Genomic DNA, 25,414 nt, shown 5'->3' on the forward strand with positions numbered 1-25,414 from the left:
CATTGTCTATTAGCGGAAAAGCTATTTCTTTCGAAAAGGCAGAACAAATTTTCTGTAATTAGATTCTGATCTGATACAGGAAATAGTGTGAGTAAAATGAAAGTTGTACAGTCTGCATATCATACTCGTTATATTTTAGAGTCTCTAACACTATTCCCAAGGGGTTATTTTTTATAAGTCATAAGTGCCAAGTATATTGTGGCCAGTTATATTCCGTAGCAGCTTGTTGCAAACGAGAGTCACCGTTGACGATAAAGGTTTCGTCAGCAAATTGGCACATTGGCAGGTCATTAGCTGAGTCAGTATAGAAATAAATGTAGGCATCAGTAATTAGCTGGTGGCGAACCCAAGCTAACAGGCGTTTGACTTTGCCCTCTTTAAAGGTTGGAACGCCGTCAATCTCTCTGGTGTAGCAGCCATCTTTTTGTTTGATATCGATCCCCATTGCGACATCTGCATTTAATTGATCTGCAATTTTTTTCACGATAAAGGCCACCGTTGCGGAGATCACAATAATTGGCAAACCTTTCGCTCGATAATTTGCGATCGTTCTAATCGCTTCAGGGTAGATCCGCGGTAAAATCACGGTTTGTACAAAATCGTCCAACCAGATATCTACTTGCTCAACTTTTACATTGGCGAGAGTTTGTAGGTTAAAGCGTAAGTAAGTTGGCATATCTAATGTGCCTGCATTATATTGCGCCATCATGGCTTTATCTGCTTCTACAAATTGTGGGTCGCGGATAATTTGCTTATCCCACAGATATTGTGTCCACAGTACGCTGCTATCTCCTTGAATTAAGGTATCATCCAAGTCGAAAATGGCTAATTGGTTTTGCATTATATTCCTATCTAATTATTAGCTAAGTGCGCGAATTTCGTTTTTATTAAACATTAATTCAAGGTGAGTACCTGGCTCGAATAAACGCTCTGATGAGCGATTGAGTAAATCGACAGTCATGACCCCGACAGGCGTATTTACATTATAACGAATAATATTCCCCAGTAATTGGTGATCTACAATAATAGCATCAACAGGGTGCGATATATGTTCACCGTATTGACGACCCGATTCTTTGACATAAATCGACTCAGGTCGAATCGCGAGTAACCCTTGCAAGTTAAGGCCTAGTATTGCATTTGCTTTTTCCGAATCAACAAGGTTGTAATGACCCATAAAGCGAGCAACAAACTCGTTAGCTGGCTGAGTATAAATATTTTCTGCGCTATCACTTTGTACTATTTGCCCTTTATTCATCAGAAAAATTCGGTCTGACATGATCATGGCTTCATCTTGATCGTGGGTAACAAAAATGGTGGTTAAACCTAATTCACGCTGAATATGGCGAATTTGTTGGCGTAAACGCTTACGAATACGTGCATCAAGTGCAGATAATGGCTCATCAAGTAACAAAATTTGTGGCTTCATGACCAAGGCTCTCGCTAAGGCAACGCGTTGGCGCTGACCTCCAGATAATTGATGTGGATATTGCTGTTCTTTGCCTTGTAATTCCACCATTTCAATTACCTCAGCAACGGCTTTGACTCTATCGTTACTATCGACCTTACGCATTTTTAAACCAAACGAAATATTTTCAGCCACAGTCATATTGGGGAATAAAGCATAACTTTGAAATACCATTCCGACACCACGCTGTTGTGCAGCTTGTTGTGTAACATTTTTACGATTAATGTAAAGTTCACCATGGTTGAGCTGTTCAAGCCCTGCAATGCAACGTAACAGTGTCGACTTCCCGCAGCCACTAGGCCCTAATAAAGTAATAAACTCGCCTTTTTCAATCGTAAATTGGATATCAGAAAATACATTGTTTGAACCAAAGGACTTCGTTAAATTATCAGCAATAACATAACTCATCATTCATCTCCTGAACGATTTAACCGCATTGCTAACCATGTCAGCAATAATGTAAACAGAAAATAAGACATCACGAGTGCAGAAGTGAAATGCCCACTCGTTTGGCGCATATTGAAAAGGTAGATTTGCAAGGTTTCATAGCGTGTTCCCACCAAAATATTGGCAAACACAAACTCACCCATTAAAAAAGAAAATGAAATTAATAATGAAACCAACATACCTTTACGAATATTAGGTAGCACTATCATCATGAACGCTTTAAAACTACTGGCACCAAGTAAATGAGCCGCATCCATTAAGTCATGTAAATGAATACCTTGGAAGCTATTGGCGAGTGCCCGATACATAAAAGGTAAAGTGATAGTGAAATAGGTACCAATGAGGACCCACGGTGTGCCGACTATCATAAATGGCTCATCCGCAAAAATTTGCAGTAAACCGACAGAGGACACCACGGGAGGAATAGCAAAAGGTAAAATGACCAATAAATCCATTAAACCTTTGAGTTTTGGAAAACGATAAAATACCGCGAAAGTCATCGGTAAAATGACTAGCGTACTTACTAGCAATGTGCCAAAACAAATAATGAGTGAGCGACCAAACGCCATTAAAAAGCGCGGGTCTTGCCACAATTGCAGATACCATTTTATGGATAGAGCATCGGGTAGCACCGTTGCGCCCCATGAACTGGCAATTGAGTAAAGAAAAGTCGCTAATATAGGTAGGGCTAGTAGACTAGCAACACTAATTAATATCAGTTTATGAACCCACATTTTGGAATGGGGATTATGTATGTTAGCAGAGCCAATAGCAGAGTTACTTTGCATGGTAGCTCCGTTTTATTAACCAGTGATGGATTGCAGTAATGAACCCCAAAATAGTAATAAGCAACATAGATAATGCAGCGGCCATATTGGGTTCTAAGAACAAATCGCCAGAGACTAAACTGGCGATACGAATAGTCACAAGGTTGTAATTACCACTTGTCAGTGCATAAGTACTGGCATATGCCCCCATCGCGTTCGCAATCAAAATAATAAATGTGCCAAGTAAAGCGGGAGAAAGCACCGGAATCGCAACTTTTAGCCAGTATGTTAGCTTACTGGCGCCCATCGTTTTTGCGGCATCTTCCCATTCAGGTTTTAAAGCATCAAATGCAGGATAAAGTAATAAAATACCTAATGGGATTTGGAAATAGATATACAGCAGCATCAAGCCACTCGCACTGTAAATATTGAAGTCTTCAATAATCCCCCATGCTTTAAGTTGTAGAGTGATAGCGCCATTAAATCCCAGAATAATAATAAAGGCGAAGGCAAGTGGGACACCACTAAAGTTACTTGCCATAGTGGTGAAAGAAATCATAATCCGGCGTACTTTTCCCTGCATTTTATAGATGGAAAAGGCGGTTATACTGGCGATAAATAAGCCTATCACGCTACAAATGACAGAAAGCCATAAGGTATTTTCGAAAGCTTGCAGATAAAAGTCATTACTAAAGGCTTCGAGATAGTTACCTAGTGACCAAGTTTCTTCATAAATAAAACTATTCACTAGTACCCAAACCATAGGGGCTATCTGGAATAAGCAAAATAGTATGATAAATGGCAGTAGTAATAGTGAGGCATGCCAATGAAAACGAGATAATCGTTTTTTTAACATGGCTATTTTTCCCTGTTGTTGGTTAGCCTGCTCACAGGGGGCGATAATATCAGCCATGATTTTCTCCTTGTAATAGGGATTCACAAACTGATTTATCGATAGGGTCCACGCCAAGTAAACGGCAAACAGTGCCACAGATGGCAGTTTGTTCTATATCACAAGGTTGGTGTGAAAATTTTGAACCAATAACAAACAGTGGTACTGAGCATTCTTCTGGTAACGTGCCACCATGGCTGCGGTCGTTATTCATACCATGATCGCTAGTAATGAGGATTTGATAACCGTGCTTGATCCACTCGGGAATATAATTTGACAGGATGATATCCGCATGACGTGCTGCATTGCGATATTGAGAAGAATCAAAACCAAATTTATGCCCAGTATCATCAATATTCATTGGATGAATTAATAAAAAATCAGGGGAAAATTGGTTGCGAAGATACTCGGCATCCATAAATAAGTGGTCATCAGGGTAATGGTCTGCTTGGTAAAAACAGCCATATTGAATAGGTAGCAATTCATTTTGAGTAAAGCGGTCACGAACAGCAACGAATGGTGCTCGGTTATATAGTTCACTAACCCAGTAATAAGCTGCTGCCGCCGTAGTTTTACCAGCAAGACGAGCGAGGGAGAAAATACTATCGAAATTTGATAACCGTACGATATCATTATTCACAATACCGCTTTTAACGGGGGGAACTCCCGTTAAAATACATTCGTACAGTGGGCGGGACATTGAAGGGAGTTCGCATTCCAACTTGTATAGTGTTGCGCTGTCGGCTTTGATAAGACCATTGAGATAGCCCATGCAATGATGGGCTACTGAATAATTTAAACCGTCTAGGACAACAAGTATGACTTTATCAGACATCAGACTTTTATTCCTAAAATCAAGTGATTAGATTACTGCTGGTGGATTAGCACTTGCTGTTGCCACATTTTCGGTAAATTGCGAGAGGATTTTTCCCAACCATCAGCATCTTTGATTGGCTGAACATTTTTGTATTGTTCTTCTGGTAGTAACTTAGCTTGAATATCTGCTGGTAAAGTTAGATATTGTGCGCGAATTGGGCGAGCGTAGCCTTCGGCAAGGTTAATTTGCCCTTTATCACTGAAAATAAACTCACGGGCTAGTTTTGCTGCATTTGGGTTTTTCGCGTATTTATTAATAATAGTGGTGTAGCCGGAAATCACAGAACCATCAGATGGGATCACGACAGTAAAGCGATCGCGGTTGATCTGATCACGATAATTCAAGGCATTAAAGTCCCACAAGATCCCAACTTCGACTTCACCTTTTTCAATATTAGCTACGGTTGGGTCATTAACGGATAGACGTTTTTGTTTTGCCAGTTCGGCAAAAAATTCAATGGCAGGTTTTAGGTTATTTTCGTTACCACCACGAGCAAATGCAGCAGCTAGAACGGCATTATTTGCTTGTGCAGCAATCCCGACATCACCAACGGTGACTTTATATTTACCTTTTAGCAAATCATCCCAGCTCTTTGGTGCATCTTTGACTAACTCATTGTTAATCATAAAAGCGATGGAGCCGGTATAGGCCAACGCCCAATGACCATCTTTATCTTTTGCCCAATCGGGGATCTGTGACCAAGTAGTTGGTTTATAGGGTTGGGTGACCCCTTTTAACACCGCAACTGGCCCAAAAGTTGCGCCCACATCACCGATATCGGCAGTGGCATTATTTTTCTCAGCAGCAAATTTCGCTATTTCTTGCGCCGAGCTCATATCGGTATCTTGGTGTTTTAAACCATATTGAGAAGCTAAATCCTGCCAAGTGCCTTTCCAATTTGCCCAAGTATCAGGCATGCCTACACTATAAACTTGGCCTTCTTTTTTCGCGGCATTGATTAATTCTGTTAGGTTAGCATCTGAGGCAAATGCCACGCTGGAGGTTGTTAGTGATAGGAAAATTGCCGGTACAATTGCTTTCATCTTTGTTCTCACTCTTGAGGAGCCGTATTGGTTACCTAGCATCCTAATTTTAACAGGTGACAGACAGTTGACCTTTTTGTGACACTTTTTAGACATTTTATGGAATGGTTCGTCTAAAAAGTGTCAAAATTAGTGATGAAAAAAGATGAAACAAACGTTTGAATGACATTCTTTAAAAGAAGTGTATTGTGTGAATAATTGTCTCGTTTTTATCAATATACAAATTAACGAAAGATACTAAAAATGGATAAATTAACATTAGTAGGAACAGAAAGTGGCTGGTGGTTCGTCTGTTTCGCTGGTCGCTTATGGCTACCTCGTGGGGATATTCCTAGAGGAACGGCTAAGGACTATTCATTAATTGGAAAAATAGCGACACCAATTGGTGAGTGGCAAGGTGAAATTGTTTGGTTAATTGCGGAAAAAATGCCATCGGATATGGCCTCTCCACGCTTAGTCGCTTCCCAAGATGAGGGGTTATTTCGTTTAGCCGGACGCGGGGTGCAACTCGCTGAATTTCATCGCTCACATCGTTATTGTGGATATTGTGGTACCGCGATGCGCCATAGTAGCACCGAATGGGCGTGCTTATGCGACCATTGCCATGAGCGATATTACCCACAAATTGCGCCTTGCATTATTGTCGGGATCCGCCGTGATGATCATATTCTATTAGCCCAGCACCGACGACACTCACAAAACTCATTATTTACTGTACTTGCTGGTTTTGTTGAGGTGGGAGAAACATTAGAAGAAGCTGTAGCCCGCGAAGTCATGGAAGAAAGTAATATAAAGATAAAAAACATTCGTTATGTATCTTCGCAGCCATGGCCTTTTCCTCATTCATTAATGATGGGGTTTTTAGCAGATTATGAAAGTGGTGAAATCCAAGTTGATCCAAAAGAATTAGTGAGTGCAAATTGGTATCATTACAATGAATTACCGCTTATCCCTCCGGGGGATACAATTGCAAGGCGCTTGATTGAAGACACGGTAGCGCTATGCCGCCAACAGGAATATGAAATAAGTAAATAGTACTGCGCTGATAATGTTACTTTTTACATGTTACAATAGGTATATTCGCTTTTAGCCATTTGCGGCGGCCACTTATAATAATGGAGTAAATAATGACTGAGTTAAAAAATGACCGCTATCTACGTGCTTTGCTACGTCAGCCTGTAGATGTAACCCCTGTATGGATGATGCGTCAAGCGGGGCGTTACCTGCCTGAATATAAAGCAACACGTGCTGAAGCTGGTGATTTTATTGCTTTGTGTAAGAACACAGAGTTGGCTTGTGAAGTTACGTTACAACCATTACGTCGTTTTCCATTAGACGCGGCTATTTTATTTTCTGATATTTTAACAATCCCCGATGCTATGGGGCTTGGCCTTTATTTTGAAACTGGCGAAGGCCCTCGTTTTCACAAGCCCATTACTTGTGCGGCAGATGTGAAAAATATTCCTATTCCTGACCCTGAGATGGAACTAGGTTATGTGATGGACGCAGTACGTGCCATCCGTAAAGCCCTCGAAGGTAATGTACCTCTAATTGGTTTTTCAGGAAGCCCTTGGACATTGGCGACCTATATGGTGGAAGGTGGTAGCAGCAAAGCCTTTACCAAAATCAAAAAAATGATGTATGAAGATCCAAATACGTTACATTTATTATTGGATAAACTGGCGGACAGCGTCATTTTATACCTTAATGCGCAAATTCGAGCTGGTGCGCAATCTATCATGATTTTTGATACTTGGGGTGGGGTGCTCACTAAGCGTGATTATTTGCAGTTCTCCCTAAACTATATGCAAAAAATTATTGATGGGTTGATCAGGGAAAACGATGGTCGCCGTGTGCCTGTTACCTTATTTACCAAAGGTGGCGGTCAATGGTTAGAAGAAATGGCGGCAACAGGCTGCGATGCTTTAGGACTAGATTGGACAACTGAAATTGCCGATGCTCGTCGCCGTGTCGGTGATAAGGTCGCTCTGCAAGGAAATATGGACCCATCAATGCTCTATGCTCCCCCTGCTCGTATAGAAGAAGAGGTGAAAAATATACTTGCAGGCTTTGGCCAAGGTGAGGGTCATGTATTCAACTTAGGTCATGGCATCCATCAAGATGTTCCACCTGAGCACGCTGGTGCTTTTGTGGACGCAGTTCACCGTTTTTCTCGCCAATACCATCAGTAATTATCATTTATTGATGTTCTTGATTTGTGGTGTATTTATTGAACCTTGTAAGTACACCATTATCATCTATGATTAAGAATAATTAAGTTCGATAAGCATTGGACGCATTATGGTTCTAGATACTCAATCATTACGACAACAACAAACTGACCAAGCTTCACAAATTATTTTGCATGATGAAATGTTGCATCCAAAATGGGTTGGTGGGGCAGATGTAGGTTTTGAGCAACAAGGCACAGTCACGAGAGCCGTCATTGTTGTTTTATCGTGGCCACAATTAGAATTGGTTGAGTACCAAATAGCGCGAGTCCCTACCCAATTGCCTTATATCCCGGGGTTACTTTCATTTCGGGAAGTACCTGGGTTAATGGCGGCTTGGGGAAAAATACAGCACAAACCTGAATTAGTCTTAGTTGACGGCCAAGGGATTGCGCATCCTCGGCGTTTTGGTGTTGCTTGTCACTTTGGCTTACAAGCAAATGTGGCAACAATTGGTGTCGCCAAAAGCCGTTTATGTGGTGATGATGTTGTATTAGGTGAAGAGCCTGAAAGTTGTTGCCCATTAATGATGGGTGAAAATCAATTAGGTTGGGTATTACGTAGCAAGAAACGCTGCAAACCCTTGTATGTTTCGCCAGGTCATAAGATAGGTTTTTCATCATCATTAACATGGGTTAAGCAGTGTCTAAGAGGATATAAATTGCCAGAACCAACCCGTTTTGCTGATGGAATTGCATCAAATCGAACGTTTTTTAAGCGAATGAATGAGAAAATCAGCTAATTATCAGCAAAATATGTGGCATTGACAGATTTTCAGGTAAACTGCGAAGTATTAAGATTGATGAGTCAGAAATTATGTTAAGAAATCCCATTCATTTGAGGTTGGAAAAATTAGAAAGCTGGCAGCATGTCACATTTATGGCAAGCTTATGCGAAAGAATGTATCCCAACTTTCAAATGTTTTGTCAGCAAACTGAATTTGCAGATGCCAAAGTGTACCGCTCTATTCTCGATATAGTATGGGAAACATTGGTTATCAAAGATAGCAAAGTTAATTTCGACAATCAGTTAGAAAAATTAGAAGAAATTATCCCTACAGCCGATGATTTCGATATGTATGGTGTATATCCAGCTATTGATGCCTGTATTGCATTAGGGGAAATCATTCACTCAAAATTGAGTGGTGAAACACTCGAACATGCAATATTGGTTAGCGAAGCATCCATTCGTACAGTTGCCATGCTCGAAATGACTCAAGCAGGGCGGGAAATGACAGAAGAAGAACTCAAAGACATACCTGCTATAGAAGAAGAGTGGGATATCCAGTGGGACATTTTCCGTTTACTGGCAGCTTGTGAAGAGCGCGACTTAGAGTTAATTAAAGGATTAAAATCTGACCTCCGTGAAGCGGGGGTGAGCAATATAGGTATTACTTTAAGCTAATATTCATGTTTTCATTATCGAAAACGTGACTTAGCGCAGTAATGCTGAGTACTAAGGCTTCACATTTGCCCCGACTCTGGTCTACATTTAGGGGCAAGAAGAAGTGGCTATCGGGGGCGTGTATCAGGGGCTGTCAATTTGGCATATCCGACGCACTCGATGCTTTGCAAACGATAAACACACTGTGTAAGGATAATTTATGAATAAGACTGAATTAGTTGATGCTATCGCAGAATCAGCGGACCTGACCAAAGTTCAGGCAAAAGCAGCATTAGAATCTACTTTAAATGCTATTTCAGAAACGCTGAAAAAAGGCGAGCAAGTCCAACTGGTCGGTTTCGGTACTTTTAAAGTTAGCCATCGTGCAGCTCGTACTGGTCGCAACCCACAAACTAAAGCAGAAATCCAAATTCCTGCAACAACTGTACCTGCTTTCTCTGCCGGTAAAGCATTGAAAGAAGCAGTAAAATAAGTACATTGTACAGACGAATTGCCAGAAGGGGTAAACAACTACCCCTTTTGCTTATTCAAAAAGGGTTGCTGGTATTGGGAGTCATCTCAATACTAAGCGCCTGCTCTTCTAATGCGCCAAAACTCCCTGAATTTAGCGCAAGTGGTTTTATTGCTGATGATGGCGTCATTCGTATGTGGCGGCTCAACGATGCAAAAAGCCAACCTCTTGTCTTAATGGTCGTTTATAGTCCTTATAAAGGTACGGGGACTTCCGTTAATTTCTTTGAATATCGCTCAGGTGCTCTCTGGCAGATCCGCAGCCAAGTTCTAAACCAACAAAGTGGCGATATCATGGAACAATTACGCTTTAATAAAAATGATGAAGTTATTTTTATGCAGCGTGTCCAGCAAAATAGTAAAACCCCACTTTCAACAGATGAGATTGCGCGTTGGCGTTTTGAGGCTGAACGTATTCTTGAAACTAATACCGCTTTGATTGTTGGCGATGTAAAACTTTATCAAGGGCATTGGCAGCAAGGGAAGGTGACAACTTGTGAAGGGGAGGTTCGGGATGTCACTTTCGAACCCTATGCACAAAATTGGATAGAAAGTCGTGCAAAAATTTGGCACTCACAATTAAATTTAGCGTGGTTAGAGTCTCCTGAGGGGACACAACTTTTGATGGTAGCGGATACTGATTTTTGCCGCTGGCAACCTTCTAGAGATAGTTTATAAATAACCGCTCGTCGTTTTTCGAACCACTGCTGCATTGCTACGTTCGTTCACCCTAGTCACATACTTATGTATGCTCCTAGAGATTCTCTCTCTTGCAGCTTTGCTGTGATTCGAAATACTTAGAGCCATTGGCGGTGTGAAGGTAAAAGGCAAAAACAAGTTCAAAAAATAAAAAGATAGAAAGAAATAAAAAGAAAGATAAGCAATAAAAAAGCTGATAAAAGTTTCCTCTTATCAGCTTATGGTCTTTTGTTTCTATTATTTGTTCTATTACTTAATACGGGCGATAGCGCGGTAGCCAATATCGCTACGATAGAAGCTATCATTCCAGTGAATGTTTTTAGCTGTCTCGTATGCTTTTGTTTGGGCTTTTTCAATATCATCACCCAGTGCGGTAACACATAATACACGGCCACCGGCAGTAACCACTTCGCCTTCTTTCATGCGAGTACCAGCATGGAATACCTTGCTATCAGCTGCTTCACTGGTTGGCAATCCAGAAATTATATCGCCATTGCGGTAATCACCTGGGTAACCGCCGGCAGCAATCACAACACCTAAAGCCGGGCGCTCATCCCATAATGAATCTTTGCCTGCCAGTTCACCTTTTGCACCCGCTAAGCATAGAGCGACTAAGTCTGACTGTAAACGCATCATAATAGGTTGAGTTTCAGGGTCACCAAAGCGGCAGTTAAATTCAATCACTTTGGGGTTTCCTGCTTTATCAATCATTAAACCTGCGTATAGAAAACCTTGATAGCGGTTTCCTTCTTTATCCATACCTTTAACTGTTGGGTAAATAACTTGTTCCATAACGCGCTGATGTACTTGGTCAGTAACAACAGGAGCCGGGGAATAAGCGCCCATTCCGCCTGTATTTGGGCCAGTATCGCCGTCACCTACACGCTTGTGGTCTTGGCTTGTTGCCATTGGGATGACATTTTCACCATCGACCATCACGATAAAACTAGCTTCTTCACCATCAAGAAACTCTTCAATTACGATCCGATGCCCTGCATCACCAAACGCATTGCCAGCCAACATATCATGTACTGCATCTTTAGCTTCTTGCAGAGTCATCGCAACAATAACGCCTTTGCCGGCCGCAAGCCCATCCGCTTTAATCACGATTGGCGCACCAACTTTATCTAAGTAAGCCAAAGCGGGTTCTATTTCAGTAAAGTTCTCATATGCTGCGGTTGGAATATGATGACGAGCTAAAAAGTCTTTAGTAAACGCCTTAGAGCCTTCAAGTTGGGCAGCACCTTGAGTTGGACCAAAAATAGTTAGCCCAGCTTGTGTAAATGTATCAACAACACCAATAACTAAAGGAGCCTCAGGACCTACAATGGTTAAATCGATTTGATTATCTTTCGCAAATTGTAGTAATCCATCAATATCAGTAGCAGAAATATTAACGTTCTCAATAGCTGGTTCTAATGCGGTACCTGCATTACCCGGTGCCACATAGACTTTATCGGCTAGAGGAGACTGAGCCGCTTTCCACGCTAAAGCATGTTCACGACCACCGCCACCAATAATTAATATATTCATTATTAAACTCCTAATAACTAGTGACGGAAATGACGCATATTTGTGAAAATCATTGCGATGCCATGTTCATTTGCAGCATCAATGACTTCATTATCGCGAATCGACCCGCCAGGTTGGATCACACAAGTCACTCCAACAGCGGCAGCGGCATCAATACCATCACGGAATGGGAAGAATGCGTCAGATGCCATTGCACAACCTGCAACTTCTAAGCCTTCATCGGCAGCTTTGATCCCAGCAATTTTTGCTGAGTATACTCGGCTCATTTGACCAGCACCGATCCCCACTGTCATGTCATTTTTGGCATAAACGATGGCGTTTGATTTCACAAACTTAGCGACTTTCCAGCAGAATAAGGCATCTTTTAATTCACGCTCAGTTGGTTGGCGCTTTGTGACTATGCGTAACTCTTCGGCTTCAACCATACCTAAATCGCGGTCTTGGACTAATAAACCACCGTTGACACGTTTAAAATCTAAGCCAGCAACAGGTTTACTCCATTCGCCACATTCAAGTACGCGTACATTTTGTTTGGTTTCAAGAATTGGCAGTGCATCCTTAGCAATCGAAGGCGCGATAATCACCTCAACGAATTGGCGCTCAATAATTGCCTGTGCAGTTTCTTTATCTAATGGGCGGTTAAAAGCGATGATACCGCCAAAAGCAGAAGTTGGGTCAGTTTTAAACGCTTTGTCATAAGCGGTGTGAATATTATTGCCAATTGCGACACCACAAGGATTAGCATGCTTAACGATCACACACGCAGGCTCATCAAATGACTTAACGCACTCAAGGGCTGCATCAGTATCAGCAATATTATTATAAGAGAGTGCTTTACCTTGAATTTGTTGTGCAGTCGCGATAGACGCTTCTTTTGGGCTTTCTTCTATATAGAACGCCGCATCTTGATGACTATTTTCCCCATAACGCATATCTTGTTTTTTGATGAAATTTAGATTCAATGTGCGAGGGAAACGGCCAGAAGGTTGTGTGGTATCACCATAATAAGGGGCAACTAATTCACCGAAGTAATTAGCAATCATACTGTCATAAGCAGCTGTATGCTCAAATGCTTTGATAGCAAGGTCAAAGCGTGTTGACCAATTAAGGGAGTTTTCGTGACCATCCATTTCATCAATAATGGTTTGGTAATCATTACTATTTACCACAATTGCAACGTCTTTATGGTTTTTTGCTGCGGAGCGTACCATTGTTGGACCACCGATATCGATGTTCTCAACAGCATCTTCAAGTGTGCAGTTTGGTTTTGCTACTGTTTGAGCAAAAGGATATAAATTCACAACTACCATGTCGATAGGTGCAATATCATGGGATTGCATGATGGCATCATCAGTACCACGGCGACCTAAGATCCCTCCGTGCACTTTTGGGTGCAATGTTTTTACCCGACCATCCATCATTTCAGGGAACCCTGTGTAATCTGACACTTCAGTTACTTTAAGTCCTGATTCAGCTAGTAACTTTGCAGTACCACCAGTAGATAGAAGCTCAACACCACGTTGAGATAGCGCCTTAGCGAATTCAACAACCCCTGTTTTATCAGACACACTAAGCAGGGCACGACGAATAGGACGAAGCAGTTGCATGAGATAGATCCCTTGGATTTGAATAAATAAGGCAATAACAATATCTAATTAGCGAAAAGCCAGAGTGCTCTTCTTATATACCTATTTATAAAAGCAGTGCGGAATTTGCAAGCTTCTTCAATAGCAATATATAAGTCACTAACAATTTCAGAACATAAAAATAAAATCAATGCTGAAATTTCGCGCTAATTGTAACGCAAACGTTTGCGTAATGCGCGATAAATTTTAAATTATTTTTAGCCTGTGGATAATTTCGTGGATAACTCAGTATAAGTGGGGGTTTTGCTGTGGAATGCAGCAGTTGAACTAAAAATGCCAAAAAATCTTAAAAAAAAGGTTGCGAGATTTCTGAGACCCCCTATAATGCGCATCCACTGACCGGGAACAAGACAACGCAAAGCGCGATGAACACTGAAACGGCAGCGAGAGATTCTGAAAAGAAAAAGCAAAAAATTGCTTGACTCTCACAGAGGAAAGCGTAATATACGCCACCTCGCGACAACGACCTAAGTTAATAAAAACTGAGTCAAATTTCCAAAAGAAATGTCGCAACGCTCTTTAACAATTTATCAGACAATCTGTGTGGGCACTCACAGGACACTATCAAAAAAATATTTGATTTTAAGTCTTGAAGAGTGACTAACACGTTAATTCATATATATGAACTAATAGGTAATCTGGTTTCTTCGGAAATCAGGCGACAGTAAACATTCTTTGAGCATCAAGCTTTTTAATTGAAGAGTTTGATCATGGCTCAGATTGAACGCTGGCGGCAGGCCTAACACATGCAAGTCGAGCGGTAACAGGGGAAGCTTGCTTCCCGCTGACGAGCGGCGGACGGGTGAGTAATGTATGGGGATCTGCCCGATAGAGGGGGATAACCACTGGAAACGGTGGCTAATACCGCATAATCTCTTAGGAGCAAAGCAGGGGAACTTCGGTCCTTGCGCTATCGGATGAACCCATATGGGATTAGCTAGTAGGTGGGGTAATGGCTCACCTAGGCGACGATCCCTAGCTGGTCTGAGAGGATGATCAGCCACACTGGGACTGAGACACGGCCCAGACTCCTACGGGAGGCAGCAGTGGGGAATATTGCACAATGGGCGCAAGCCTGATGCAGCCATGCCGCGTGTATGAAGAAGGCCCTAGGGTTGTAAAGTACTTTCAGTCGGGAGGAAGGCGTTGATGCTAATATCATCAACGATTGACGTTACCGACAGAAGAAGCACCGGCTAACTCCGTGCCAGCAGCCGCGGTAATACGGAGGGTGCAAGCGTTAATCGGAATTACTGGGCGTAAAGCGCACGCAGGCGGTTGATTAAGTTAGATGTGAAATCCCCGGGCTTAACCTGGGAATGGCATCTAAGACTGGTCAGCTAGAGTCTTGTAGAGGGGGGTAGAATTCCATGTGTAGCGGTGAAATGCGTAGAGATGTGGAGGAATACCGGTGGCGAAGGCGGCCCCCTGGACAAAGACTGACGCTCAGGTGCGAAAGCGTGGGGAGCAAACAGGATTAGATACCCTGGTAGTCCACGCTGTAAACGATGTCGATTTGAAGGTTGTTCCCTTGAGGAGTGGCTTTCGGAGCTAACGCGTTAAATCGACCGCCTGGGGAGTACGGCCGCAAGGTTAAAACTCAAATGAATTGACGGGGGCCCGCACAAGCGGTGGAGCATGTGGTTTAATTCGATGCAACGCGAAGAACCTTACCTACTCTTGACATCCAGAGAACTTAGCAGAGATGCTTTGGTGCCTTCGGGAACTCTGAGACAGGTGCTGCATGGCTGTCGTCAGCTCGTGTTGTGAAATGTTGGGTTAAGTCCCGCAACGAGCGCAACCCTTATCCTTTGTTGCCAGCGATTCGGTCGGGAACTCAAAGGAGACTGCCGGTGATAAACCGGAGGAAGGTGGGGATGACGTCAAGTCATCATGGCCCTTACGAGTAGGGCTACACACGTGCTACAATGGCGTATACAAAGAGAAGCGACCTCGCGAGAGCAAGCGAACTCATAAAGTACGTCGTAGTCCGGATTGGAGTCTGCAACTCGACTCCATGAAGTCGGAATCGCTAGTAATCGTAGATCAGAATGCTACGGTGAATACGTTCCCGGGCCTTGTACACACCGCCCGTCACACCATGGGAGTGGGTTGCAAAAGAAGTAGGTAGCTTAACCTTCGGGAGGGCGCTTACCACTTTGTGATTCATGACTGGGGTGAAGTCGTAACAAGGTAACCGTAGGGGAACCTGCGGTTGGATCACCTCCTTACCATTGAAGTGTTTTTGTGAAGTGCTCACACAGATTGTCTGATAGAAAGTAGAGCAATAGGCTATACGTGGGAGACTTATTCGAGAGAATAGGACTTACATAAGATACCGCAGTAGTATGTGCAATATCTTGTGTCCCCTTCGTCTAGAGGCCTAGGACACCGCCCTTTCACGGCGGTAACAGGGGTTCGAATCCCCTAGGGGACGCCAATTGCGCCGATATCGAGTGAAAGACGATGTCCCCAATAATGATTAAGCCAATTACGTTGTAGTTGGTTTAACAATTATGCTCTTTAACAATCTGGAACAAGCTGAAAATTGAAAACAACGCACATTGTTTATCGCTTAAACAATGTGAGAGTCTCTCAAAAATCTCAACTTGAAGTGTTTTTCAAACACACAAACGAGTGGCATGAGCGAGCAGTGTGAAATTCAAGGCGGCTAGCGCGCAGCAAGCGCAGCGTACAATAGTACGTGAGCATTGCGAGCACTACCCAACGAAGAAGTTCACCACGCACAGCCATGACGTTAAGTGTCGTCTGATAAGAAGACACCTTCGGGTTGTGAGGTTAAGCGACTAAGCGTACACGGTGGATGCCTAGGCAATCAGAGGCGATGAAGGACGTGCTAATCTGCGATAAGCGTCGGTAAGGTGATATGAACCGTTATACCCGACGATTTCCGAATGGGGAAACCCAGTGCAATTCGTTGCACTATCATTTGATGAATACATAGTCAAACGAAGCGAACCGGGGGAACTGAAACATCTCAGTACCCCGAGGAAAAGAAATCAACCGAGATTCCCCTAGTAGCGGCGAGCGAACGGGGAGCAGCCCAGAGTCTTAATCAGCATTAGTATCAGGAGAACGGTCTGGAAAGTCCGGCAGTAAAGGGTGATAGCCCCGTATCTGAAGATGCTAGTGTTGTGAACTCGACGAGTAGGGCGGGACACGTGTTATCCTGTCTGAATATGGGGGGACCATCCTCCAAGGCTAAATACTCCTGATTGACCGATAGTGAACCAGTACCGTGAGGGAAAGGCGAAAAGAACCCCGGCGAGGGGAGTGAAATAGAACCTGAAACCGTGTACGTACAAGCAGTGGGAGCCTTGATTTATCAGGGTGACTGCGTACCTTTTGTATAATGGGTCAGCGACTTATATTCTGTAGCAAGGTTAACCGTATAGGGGAGCCGTAGGGAAACCGAGTCTTAACTGGGCGAATGAGTTGCAGGGTATAGACCCGAAACCCGGTGATCTAGCCATGGGCAGGTTGAAGGTTGGGTAACACTAACTGGAGGACCGAACCGACTAATGTTGAAAAATTAGCGGATGACTTGTGGCTGGGGGTGAAAGGCCAATCAAACCGGGAGATAGCTGGTTCTCCCCGAAAGCTATTTAGGTAGCGCCTCGTGAACTCATCTTCGGGGGTAGAGCACTGTTTCGACTAGGGGGTCATCCCGACTTACCAACTCGATGCAAACTACGAATACCGAAGAATGTTATCACGGGAGACACACGGCGGGTGCTAACGTTCGTCGTGAAGAGGGAAACAACCCAGACCGCCAGCTAAGGTCCCAAAGTCATAGTTAAGTGGGAAACGAAGTGGGAAGGCTCAGACAGCCAGGATGTTGGCTTAGAAGCAGCCATCATTTAAAGAAAGCGTAATAGCTCACTGGTCGAGTCGGCCTGCGCGGAAGATGTAACGGGGCTAAACTATGCACCGAAGCTGCGGCAGCATATATAAAAATATTGTTGGGTAGGGGAGCGTTCTGTAAGCCTGTGAAGGTGTACTGTGAGGTATGCTGGAGGTATCAGAAGTGCGAATGCTGACATAAGTAACGATAATGCGGGTGAAAAACCCGCACGCCGGAAGACCAAGGGTTCCTGTCCAACGTTAATCGGGGCAGGGTGAGTCGACCCCTAAGGCGAGGCAGAAATGCGTAGTCGATGGGAAACGGGTTAATATTCCCGTACTGGTGATAATTGCGATGGGGGGACGGAGAAGGCTAGGCTGGCCGGGCGACGGTTGTCCCGGTTTAAGGATGTAGGCAGGTGAATTAGGCAAATCCGGTTCACTATATGCTGAGGTCTGATGACGAGTCACTACGGTGGCGAAGTAGCTCATGCCCCGCTTCCAGGAAAAGCCTCTAAGCTCTAGATTATCACTAATCGTACCCCAAACCGACACAGGTGGTCAGGTAGAGAATACTCAGGCGCTTGAGAGAACTCGGGTGAAGGAACTAGGCAAAATGGTGCCGTAACTTCGGGAGAAGGCACGCTGGCGCTAGGTGAAGTGGTTTACCCATGGAGCTGAAGCCAGTCGCAGATACCAGCTGGCTGCAACTGTTTATTAAAAACACAGCACTGTGCAAACACGAAAGTGGACGTATACGGTGTGACGCCTGCCCGGTGCTGGAAGGTTAATTGATGGGGTTATCCGTAAGGAGAAGCTCTTGATCGAAGCCCCAGTAAACGGCGGCCGTAACTATAACGGTCCTAAGGTAGCGAAATTCCTTGTCGGGTAAGTTCCGACCTGCACGAATGGCGTAATGATGGCCAGGCTGTCTCCACCCGAGACTCAGTGAAATTGAACTCGCTGTGAAGATGCAGTGTACCCGCGGCAAGACGGAAAGACCCCGTGAACCTTTACTATAGCTTGACACTGAACATTGAGCCTTGATGTGTAGGATAGGTGGGAGGCTTTGAAGTGTGGACGCCAGTCTGCATGGAGCCAACCTTGAAATACCACCCTTTAATGTTTGATGTTCTAACGTTGCCCCGTTATCCGGGGTGCGGACAGTGTCTGGTGGGTAGTTTGACTGGGGCGGTCTCCTCCCAAAGAGTAACGGAGGAGCACGAAGGTTGGCTAAGCATGGTCGGACATCATGCGGTTAGTGCAAAGGCATAAGCCAGCTTGACTGCGAGAGTGACGGCTCGAGCAGGTACGAAAGTAGGTCTTAGTGATCCGGTGGTTCTGAATGGAAGGGCCATCGCTCAACGGATAAAAGGTACTCCGGGGATAACAGGCTGATACCGCCCAAGAGTTCATATCGACGGCGGTGTTTGGCACCTCGATGTCGGCTCATCACATCCTGGGGCTGAAGTAGGTCCCAAGGGTACGGCTGTTCGCCGTTTAAAGTGGTACGCGAGCTGGGTTTAGAACGTCGTGAGACAGTTCGGTCCCTATCTGCCGTGGGCGTTGGAAGATTGAAAGGGGCTGCTCCTAGTACGAGAGGACGGAGAGTGGACGCACCACTGGTGTTCGGGTTGTCATGCCAATGGCATTGCCCGGTAGCTAAGTGCGGAAGAGATAACCGCTGAAAGCATCTAAGCGGGAAACTTGCCTTGAGATGAGTCTTCCCTGACCCTTTAAGGGTCCTAAAGGAACGTTTAAGACTAAGACGTTGATAGGTTGGGTGTGTAAGCATAGCGATATGTTGAGCTAACCAATACTAATGAACCGTGAGGCTTAACCTGACAACACCGAAGGTGTTTTAGAGATTGAGAGATGACGTTGATTCAATGAGTGTGAGAAGCCGAGAGGCGAGGGACACAGCAGCTTGTTCAAGATTGCAGTTCTGGTTTAGTGACGAAATGTGCTAAACGGGAACGAACCGAATTTGTCTGGCGGCAATAGCGCGGTGGTCCCACCTGACCCCATGCCGAACTCAGCAGTGAAACGCCGTAGCGCCGATGGTAGTGTGGGGTCTCCCCATGTGAGAGTAGGGAACTGCCAGACATTAAATTAGTGAGAAAGCCACCCATTGGGTGGCTTTTTTGCGTTTGGGGGTTAGGTGATGAGGCGTGGCAGTGTGGAGCGAAGAGTGAGGTGTTCAGTCTCAGGGCGACTCTGATTGTGAGGGCTCTGCCTAGGGTAATGAGGTATTGACACCACTGCATATTTTATTATCCTGTAGGCTAACTTCTAACTTCTAACTTCTAACTTCTAACTTCTAACTTCTAACTTCTAACTTCTAACTTCTAACTTCTAACTTCTAACTTCTAACTTCTAACTTCTAACTTCTAACTTCTAACTTCTAACTTCTAACTTCTAACTTCTAACTTCTAACTTCTAACTTCTAACTTCTAACTTCTAACTTCTAACTTCTAACTGCTAACTGCTAACTGCTAACTGCTAACTGCTAACTGCTAATGTCTAGCTTTTAAATTAACAGTCTGATTAGCAGAGGACTAGGTTAACCCCTCATTAGTACAGAGATATTCTTTTCCTGCCCATCTCGTTTTAACTTGTTTATTCCTTTATTCCTTATGAACTGAGCGGACTCTGTTTTTGTAACCCATCATCCTGATTTTTTATTCCTCAAGTTTTCGTCTGGCCGTGATTTGAGGCGGTGTTAATCCTCCCTCAACGGTGCAATAACATTGTTATGTTGAATAAGTGTGTGGAATTTAAAGTAGTAAGTAACAGCTCACCTATCGAGGTTGGTTTAATACATTGAGAAATAAAAATAAATCAATCAGCTAGGGGAGAGACTAAAGCTAGGAGTAGAGAGGTTTAGCATCAGCTCATCCGAAAAGTGTAATGATATTGGTGTGGTGAATAGGTGTGTCGGACCTAAAGTAGTGAGTAACAACTCACTGAGTTGGGGGGATCAAATGCAGTGTGAAGCTAGCGTGAGTTTGGCTGTAGAGTAAGGACTGAGCAAGGCATGAGGAAGTTGGGCATCAGTTCACTCTGAATGCACAGTGATATTGATGTGTTGAATGGGCATGTCGGATTTAAAGTAGTAAGTAACAACTCACTTATCGGGGTTAGTTTAATATGCTGAAAAATAAAATTAAATCAATTACCTACGGGAGGAGCTAAGCTGGGAGTAGAGAAGTTTGGTACTAGTTTATGCGGAAAGTGTAATGATATTGGTATGGTGAATAGGTGTGTCGTATTTAAAGTAGTAAGTAACAACTCACAAGTTTTGGGATATAGGGCATTTTAGAGCTTAAATTAACGACTACATATTATTTTAGTAATAGCTAAAGCTGCCATTTGATAATGACATAAAGGCGTTTATTAAATAATTTTTGGTACAGTATTTTGAAATAATTTTGCGATGTATAACTAAATAATACAGTCACTGCTCAGCAGCGATGAATACTGCCCTAGTTTTACCTAATGCTTAAAACGTCTAAGTAGAATATCTATCTATAAAATATCACTATTGATTAAAAAATATATAAAATCAATACATTATAAGATAGGTATACTCAAGTTAATGCCATGACAAATGAATCTACGTGAAATTATTTCAATTAGTCTTGAAAAGCTCGACAAGGTAAGTAACATTGGTTAGATTATTTAGCATTCTAGAAGTCTAAACGTATAAAAGTATATAAAAGGGGATGAATGATGCCAATTCGTTTACCAGACGAGTTACCCGCAGTTAATTTCTTACGTGAAGAAAATGTTTTTGTCATGACAACGACAAGAGCTAGCCTTCAGGAGATCCGCCCCTTGAAAGTGTTAATACTGAATTTAATGCCTAAAAAAATAGAAACGGAAAATCAGTTCTTAAGGCTTTTATCTAATACACCATTACAGGTTGATATCCAGTTATTGCGTATTGACCAAAGGGAATCTAAAAATACTCCTACAGAGCATTTGAATAATTTTTATTGTGATTTTGAAGATATTAAAGATCAAAATTTTGATGGTTTAATCGTAACAGGAGCTCCGTTAGGGCTAGTTGAATTTACCGATGTATGTTATTGGGAACAAATAGAAAAGGTAATTAGATGGGCGAAAAGCCATGTTACTTCAACGCTCTTTGTGTGTTGGGCCGTACAGGCTGCATTGAAAGTTCTTTATGATTTGCCAAAATGGACTAGAGAAGAAAAACTTTCAGGCGTATATCAGCATGATACATTGGAGCCGTATGCATTATTAACGCGAGGGTTTGATGCTTCATTCTATGCTCCACACTCTCGTTATGCGGATTTTCCTGAAGAGCTTATCCGCAAGCATACCGATCTTGAAATTTTAGCCAGTTCAGAAGAAGCCGGTGCTTATTTATTTGCATCAAAAGATAAACGCTTGGCATTTGTTACTGGCCACCCTGAATATGATAGAGATACGCTCGCTCAAGAATACTGGCGAGATGTTGATGCAGGTATTTCACCAGAAATCCCATGTAATTATTTTAAAAATAATGATCCTAATAAAGGCCCAACAATTAGCTGGCGAAGCCATGGGCACTTACTTTTTTCGAATTGGCTTAATTATTATGTGTACCAGATCACACCATTCGATCTTACTCACATGGAGCCTACACTAGATTAAAATAAGGGATATTAAGCTTAAAATGTTTGTTATGTCACTCTAACTAATTATATTTAGCATTTTATTTAGATTAATATCCCAGAAAATTTACAATATTTAAAACTAAAGCAGCCATTTATGGCTGCTTTTTTTATTTTTGGGGTAAATTATTTAACAATTTTACTTTTTAGTAATTGTTTTATTTAACAAGTGCTTAACACTATTTATCTTGTTATAAGAATCGTTGTTCAAAAATAAATAATTGTAAAATTCCATTAATATCATAAAGATAAGGTGTATTTTATATAAAATGGAAACGGTTTTTGATTTATTTGTTATTTGATCGTAAGCTTAATTCATAGTCAGATGTGAATGAGGAAAGGTCAATGGAAAATCAATTGTTAATATCAAAGTTAGCATTTTCAAAGGAAATATCTCAGCAAGATACTAGGGTCTTACATAATGATTCTATTGAGTTTCTTTCAAATTTGGTTGAGGCGTTTTTACCACGTCGTGAAGAGTTACTAAAACAAAGAACCATAAGGCAACAAAAAATTGATGCGGGCGAATTGCCGGATTTTATTTCGGAATTTGATTCCATTAAAAAATCAGAATGGAAAATACAGAATATACCTGAGGATTTACGTGACCGCCGGGTTGAAATAACAGGTCCTGTCGAACGAAAAATGGTTATTAATGCTTTGAATTCTAACGTTAAAGTATTTATGGCTGACTTTGAAGACTCTCTTTCTCCTTCATGGGAAAAATTGATTGATGGGCAAATCAATTTAAGTGATGCAATTAATGGCGATATTTCTTACACCAATGAAAAAGGTAAGGTTTATCAGCTTAAATCTGACCCTGCTGTTTTAATTGCACGTGTACGAGGGCTACATCTAGACGAAAAGCATGTATCACTTGCGGGAAAAAATATTCCGGGGGGGCTATTTGATTTTGCACTTTACTTTTTTAATAACTATCAAGCGTTGTTGAAGAAAGGAAGTGGGCCTTATTTTTATATCCCTAAATTGGAATCTTGGCAGGAAGCAAAATGGTGGAGTGATGTATTTAGTGCTGCAGAAGATGCTGTCAGTTTGCCTCGTGGAACAATTAAGGCAACAGTTTTAATTGAAACTTTACCTGCGGTATTCCAGATGGATGAAATTTTGTATCACATGCGTCACCACATTGTCGGGTTAAATTGTGGTCGTTGGGATTATATTTTTAGTTATATCAAAACATTAAAAGAGCACCCAGATAGGGTACTACCCGATCGCCAAGTGGTTACGATGACCCAAGATTTTCTAAGTGCTTATTCACGTTTGCTTATTAAAACTTGTCATCGTCGTGGGGCTTTTGCTATGGGGGGAATGTCCGCATTTATCCCAAGTAAAGATGAAACAGAGAACCAAGCTATATTGGCTAAAGTAAGAGCAGATAAAGAGCTTGAAGCAAAAAATGGTCACGATGGTTCGTGGGTTGCTCACCCAGGTCTTGCAGATACAGTGATGGATGTCTTTAATCAAGTTCTAGGAGAGAACACCAATCAACTGCATGTTACTCGTGATTCTGACGAACCAATCACAGCGGAGCAACTATTAAAACCTTGCGCAGGTGAACGAACCGATGCAGGTATGAGGGCAAATATTCGGGTCGCTGTGCAATATATTGAAGCATGGATTTCAGGTAATGGGTGCGTTCCTATCTATGGGTTAATGGAAGATGCTGCTACCGCTGAAATTTCTCGAACTTCGATTTGGCAATGGATCAGGCATGAAAAGTCACTAACCAACGGCGAAAAAGTGACAAAAGCGTTGTTCGAAGAAATGCTAGATGAAGAGCTTCAAGTTATTCAAAAAGAACTTGGTGATAAGCGTTTTCAGCATGGTCGTTTCCGTGAAGCAGCGGAGCTAATGCGCCAAATTACGACACAAGATGAGCTTATTGAGTTCTTAACTATTCCTGGTTACCAATTATTAGATTAGTAACAACAAATATAAATTCGATAAACCCTACATATTCTTATAAAGGAAGTTAATCATGACGACATCGCGCTTAGACCAAATTGCCCAATTAGAAAATGAATGGAAGAAACCACGTTGGAAAGGCATTAATCGCCCGTATTCTGCTGAGGAAGTTATCAAACTTCGCGGTTCTGTTAATCCGGAGCATACCCTTGCTCGTAGGGGGGCAGAGCGCTTTTGGGAACAACTGAATGGCAAATCTAAGAAAGGCTACGTCAATGCACTAGGTGCATTGACAGGTGGGCAGGCATTACAACAAGCGAAAGCTGGTGTTGAGGCCATTTATCTTTCTGGTTGGCAGGTTGCTGCTGATGCAAATACAGCCTCAAGTATGTACCCTGATCAGTCACTTTACCCAGTTGATTCGGTTCCTTCTGTCGTTCAGAAAATTAACAATACTTTTCGCCGGGCAGATCAAATTCAATGGGCGAATGGCATTGGGCCAGATAATAAAGAATATATTGATTTCTTTTTACCGATTATTGCAGATGCAGAAGCCGGTTTTGGTGGGGTATTGAATGCCTTTGAGTTAATGAAAAATATGATAGAAGCAGGGGCAGCGGCTGTGCACTTTGAAGACCAATTGGCTGCGGTGAAAAAATGCGGTCATATGGGCGGTAAAGTATTGGTTCCGACTCAAGAAGCTGTTCAAAAATTAGTTGCCGCACGTTTAGCCGCTGATGTCTCTGGTGTACCAACGATCCTGATCGCAAGAACTGATGCCGATGCAGCTGATCTTCTGACATCTGATTGTGACCCATATGATTCGGCATTTGTCACTGGTGAGCGTACTTCTGAAGGGTTCTTCCGGACTAACGCAGGTATCGAGCAAGCGATTAGTCGTGGTTTGGCATACGCGCCTTATGCAGACCTCGTGTGGTGTGAAACATCAAAACCAGACTTAGATGCTGCGCGCCAGTTTGCTGAAGCAATTCATGCTAAATACCCAGGTAAATTATTGGCTTACAACTGCTCACCTTCATTTAATTGGAAGAAAAATTTAGATGATTCCACAATCGCACGTTTCCAAGATGAGTTGTCAGCCATGGGTTATCGCTTCCAATTTATTACTTTAGCGGGCATTCATAGTATGTGGTTCAACATGTTTGACCTTGCACATGCTTATGCACAAGGTGAAGGTATGAAACATTACGTGGAAAAAGTGCAAGAGCCTGAATTTGCGGCGATAAATAAAGGCTATACCTTCTCTTCTCACCAACAAGAAGTAGGTACTGGTTATTTTGATAAAGTTACAACGGTTATTCAAGGGGGGACTTCTTCAGTCACTGCTTTAACAGGGTCGACAGAAGAAGAACAATTCTAGTTAATTGGCTTCATTTCATTCGGTGTCCTTATTGGTTAGGTGTA

General features: G+C 42.6%; 17 protein-coding genes, 1 tRNA gene and 3 rRNA genes. 13 read left to right on the forward strand and 8 right to left on the reverse strand.

The genetic code is table 11. From position 1 onward, the window contains the following. Positions 1 to 178: 178 nt before the first annotated feature. From ABE954_RS02095 to ABE954_RS02120, 6 genes are read right to left on the reverse strand one after another with little or no spacing between them, the layout of a single operon-like run. Positions 179 to 841 carry an HAD family phosphatase gene (locus tag ABE954_RS02095; protein ID WP_131680936.1) on the reverse strand — a complete coding sequence of 221 codons (663 nt, stop codon included), beginning with the start codon at positions 839 to 841 and terminating at the stop codon, positions 179 to 181. Positions 842 to 859: 18 nt separating this feature from the next. After that, complete coding sequence (locus ABE954_RS02100; protein WP_042849026.1) at positions 860 to 1,876, reverse strand: ABC transporter ATP-binding protein; 1,017 nt, start codon at positions 1,874 to 1,876, stop codon at positions 860 to 862. Beyond that, the gene (locus tag ABE954_RS02105; RefSeq protein WP_094301225.1) at positions 1,876 to 2,649 is read right to left on the reverse strand and encodes an ABC transporter permease; all 774 of its coding nucleotides are present in this window, start codon (positions 2,647 to 2,649) and stop codon (positions 1,876 to 1,878) included. The genes ABE954_RS02100 and ABE954_RS02105 overlap by 1 nt, the downstream gene beginning before the upstream one ends. Positions 2,650 to 2,692: 43 nt before the next feature. Next, a complete protein-coding gene (locus ABE954_RS02110) occupies positions 2,693 to 3,595 on the reverse strand; it encodes an ABC transporter permease subunit (RefSeq protein ID WP_042849023.1) in 903 nt (300 codons plus the stop codon). Next, positions 3,588 to 4,409 carry an alkaline phosphatase family protein gene (locus ABE954_RS02115; protein WP_042849022.1) on the reverse strand — a complete coding sequence of 274 codons (822 nt, stop codon included), beginning with the start codon at positions 4,407 to 4,409 and terminating at the stop codon, positions 3,588 to 3,590. The genes ABE954_RS02110 and ABE954_RS02115 overlap by 8 nt, the downstream gene beginning before the upstream one ends. A gap of 32 nt (positions 4,410 to 4,441) precedes the next feature. Further along, positions 4,442 to 5,494: an ABC transporter substrate-binding protein gene (locus ABE954_RS02120; RefSeq protein WP_042849021.1), complete on the reverse strand. Its 1,053-nt coding sequence runs from the start codon at positions 5,492 to 5,494 to the stop codon at positions 4,442 to 4,444. Between the two features lie 243 nt (positions 5,495 to 5,737). On the opposite strand from ABE954_RS02120, the gene nudC reads away from it, so the two are divergent. The 6 genes from nudC to ABE954_RS02150 all read left to right on the forward strand — a co-directional run bounded on the left by nudC (position 5,738) and on the right by ABE954_RS02150 (position 10,317). Continuing rightward, on the forward strand, positions 5,738 to 6,529 hold the full coding sequence (gene nudC, locus ABE954_RS02125; RefSeq protein WP_371025712.1) for an NAD(+) diphosphatase: 792 nt from the start codon (positions 5,738 to 5,740) through the stop codon (positions 6,527 to 6,529). 92 nt (positions 6,530 to 6,621) lie between these two features. After that, positions 6,622 to 7,686, forward strand: coding sequence for a uroporphyrinogen decarboxylase (gene hemE, locus ABE954_RS02130; protein WP_042849018.1), 1,065 nt, complete (start codon positions 6,622 to 6,624; stop codon positions 7,684 to 7,686). Between the two features lie 109 nt (positions 7,687 to 7,795). Continuing rightward, entirely contained in the window at positions 7,796 to 8,467 is a 672-nt protein-coding gene (nfi, locus tag ABE954_RS02135; RefSeq protein ID WP_048605386.1) for a deoxyribonuclease V, read from the forward strand. A 74-nt stretch (positions 8,468 to 8,541) separates the two neighbouring features. Further along, positions 8,542 to 9,129 carry a YjaG family protein gene (locus ABE954_RS02140; protein ID WP_042849016.1) on the forward strand — a complete coding sequence of 196 codons (588 nt, stop codon included), beginning with the start codon at positions 8,542 to 8,544 and terminating at the stop codon, positions 9,127 to 9,129. Positions 9,130 to 9,328: 199 nt separating this feature from the next. After that, positions 9,329 to 9,601, forward strand: a complete 273-nt coding sequence (locus ABE954_RS02145; protein ID WP_004264522.1) for an HU family DNA-binding protein — start codon at positions 9,329 to 9,331, stop codon at positions 9,599 to 9,601. Positions 9,602 to 9,675: 74 nt separating this feature from the next. Then, positions 9,676 to 10,317, forward strand: a complete 642-nt coding sequence (locus ABE954_RS02150; RefSeq protein ID WP_306804129.1) for a DUF1481 domain-containing protein — start codon at positions 9,676 to 9,678, stop codon at positions 10,315 to 10,317. 270 nt (positions 10,318 to 10,587) lie between these two features. Here ABE954_RS02150 and purD read toward each other — a convergent pair whose 3' ends face one another. Both purD and purH read right to left on the reverse strand, forming a co-directional pair. Then, complete coding sequence (gene purD / locus ABE954_RS02155; protein ID WP_042849014.1) at positions 10,588 to 11,871, reverse strand: phosphoribosylamine--glycine ligase; 1,284 nt, start codon at positions 11,869 to 11,871, stop codon at positions 10,588 to 10,590. Between the two features lie 17 nt (positions 11,872 to 11,888). Then, positions 11,889 to 13,478 (reverse strand): bifunctional phosphoribosylaminoimidazolecarboxamide formyltransferase/IMP cyclohydrolase, encoded by a 1,590-nt coding sequence (gene purH / locus ABE954_RS02160; protein ID WP_042849013.1) that lies wholly within the window; start codon positions 13,476 to 13,478, stop codon positions 11,889 to 11,891. Between the two features lie 731 nt (positions 13,479 to 14,209). On the opposite strand from purH, the gene ABE954_RS02165 reads away from it, so the two are divergent. The 7 genes from ABE954_RS02165 to aceA all read left to right on the forward strand — a co-directional run bounded on the left by ABE954_RS02165 (position 14,210) and on the right by aceA (position 25,370). Further along, a 16S ribosomal RNA gene (locus ABE954_RS02165) occupies positions 14,210 to 15,748 on the forward strand. 133 nt (positions 15,749 to 15,881) lie between these two features. Beyond that, a tRNA-Glu gene (locus ABE954_RS02170) sits at positions 15,882 to 15,957 on the forward strand. Positions 15,958 to 16,314: 357 nt separating this feature from the next. Further along, positions 16,315 to 19,225, forward strand: a 23S ribosomal RNA gene (locus ABE954_RS02175). A gap of 146 nt (positions 19,226 to 19,371) precedes the next feature. Then, a 5S ribosomal RNA gene (gene rrf, locus ABE954_RS02180) occupies positions 19,372 to 19,487 on the forward strand. Together the 16S, 23S and 5S rRNA genes with 1 tRNA gene alongside form the textbook arrangement of a ribosomal RNA operon. Before the next feature lie 1,626 nt (positions 19,488 to 21,113). Further along, a complete protein-coding gene (metA, locus tag ABE954_RS02185) occupies positions 21,114 to 22,043 on the forward strand; it encodes a homoserine O-succinyltransferase (protein ID WP_048608842.1) in 930 nt (309 codons plus the stop codon). Between the two features lie 365 nt (positions 22,044 to 22,408). Continuing rightward, the gene (gene aceB / locus ABE954_RS02190) at positions 22,409 to 24,007 is read left to right on the forward strand and encodes a malate synthase A (RefSeq protein WP_042848541.1); all 1,599 of its coding nucleotides are present in this window, start codon (positions 22,409 to 22,411) and stop codon (positions 24,005 to 24,007) included. A 55-nt stretch (positions 24,008 to 24,062) separates the two neighbouring features. Next, positions 24,063 to 25,370: an isocitrate lyase gene (gene aceA, locus ABE954_RS02195; RefSeq protein ID WP_042848540.1), complete on the forward strand. Its 1,308-nt coding sequence runs from the start codon at positions 24,063 to 24,065 to the stop codon at positions 25,368 to 25,370. Positions 25,371 to 25,414: the final 44 nt, after the last annotated feature.

The organism is Providencia sp. TYF-12 (assembly GCF_041344805.1).
Lineage (GTDB): Bacteria > Pseudomonadota > Gammaproteobacteria > Enterobacterales > Enterobacteriaceae > Providencia > Providencia huashanensis.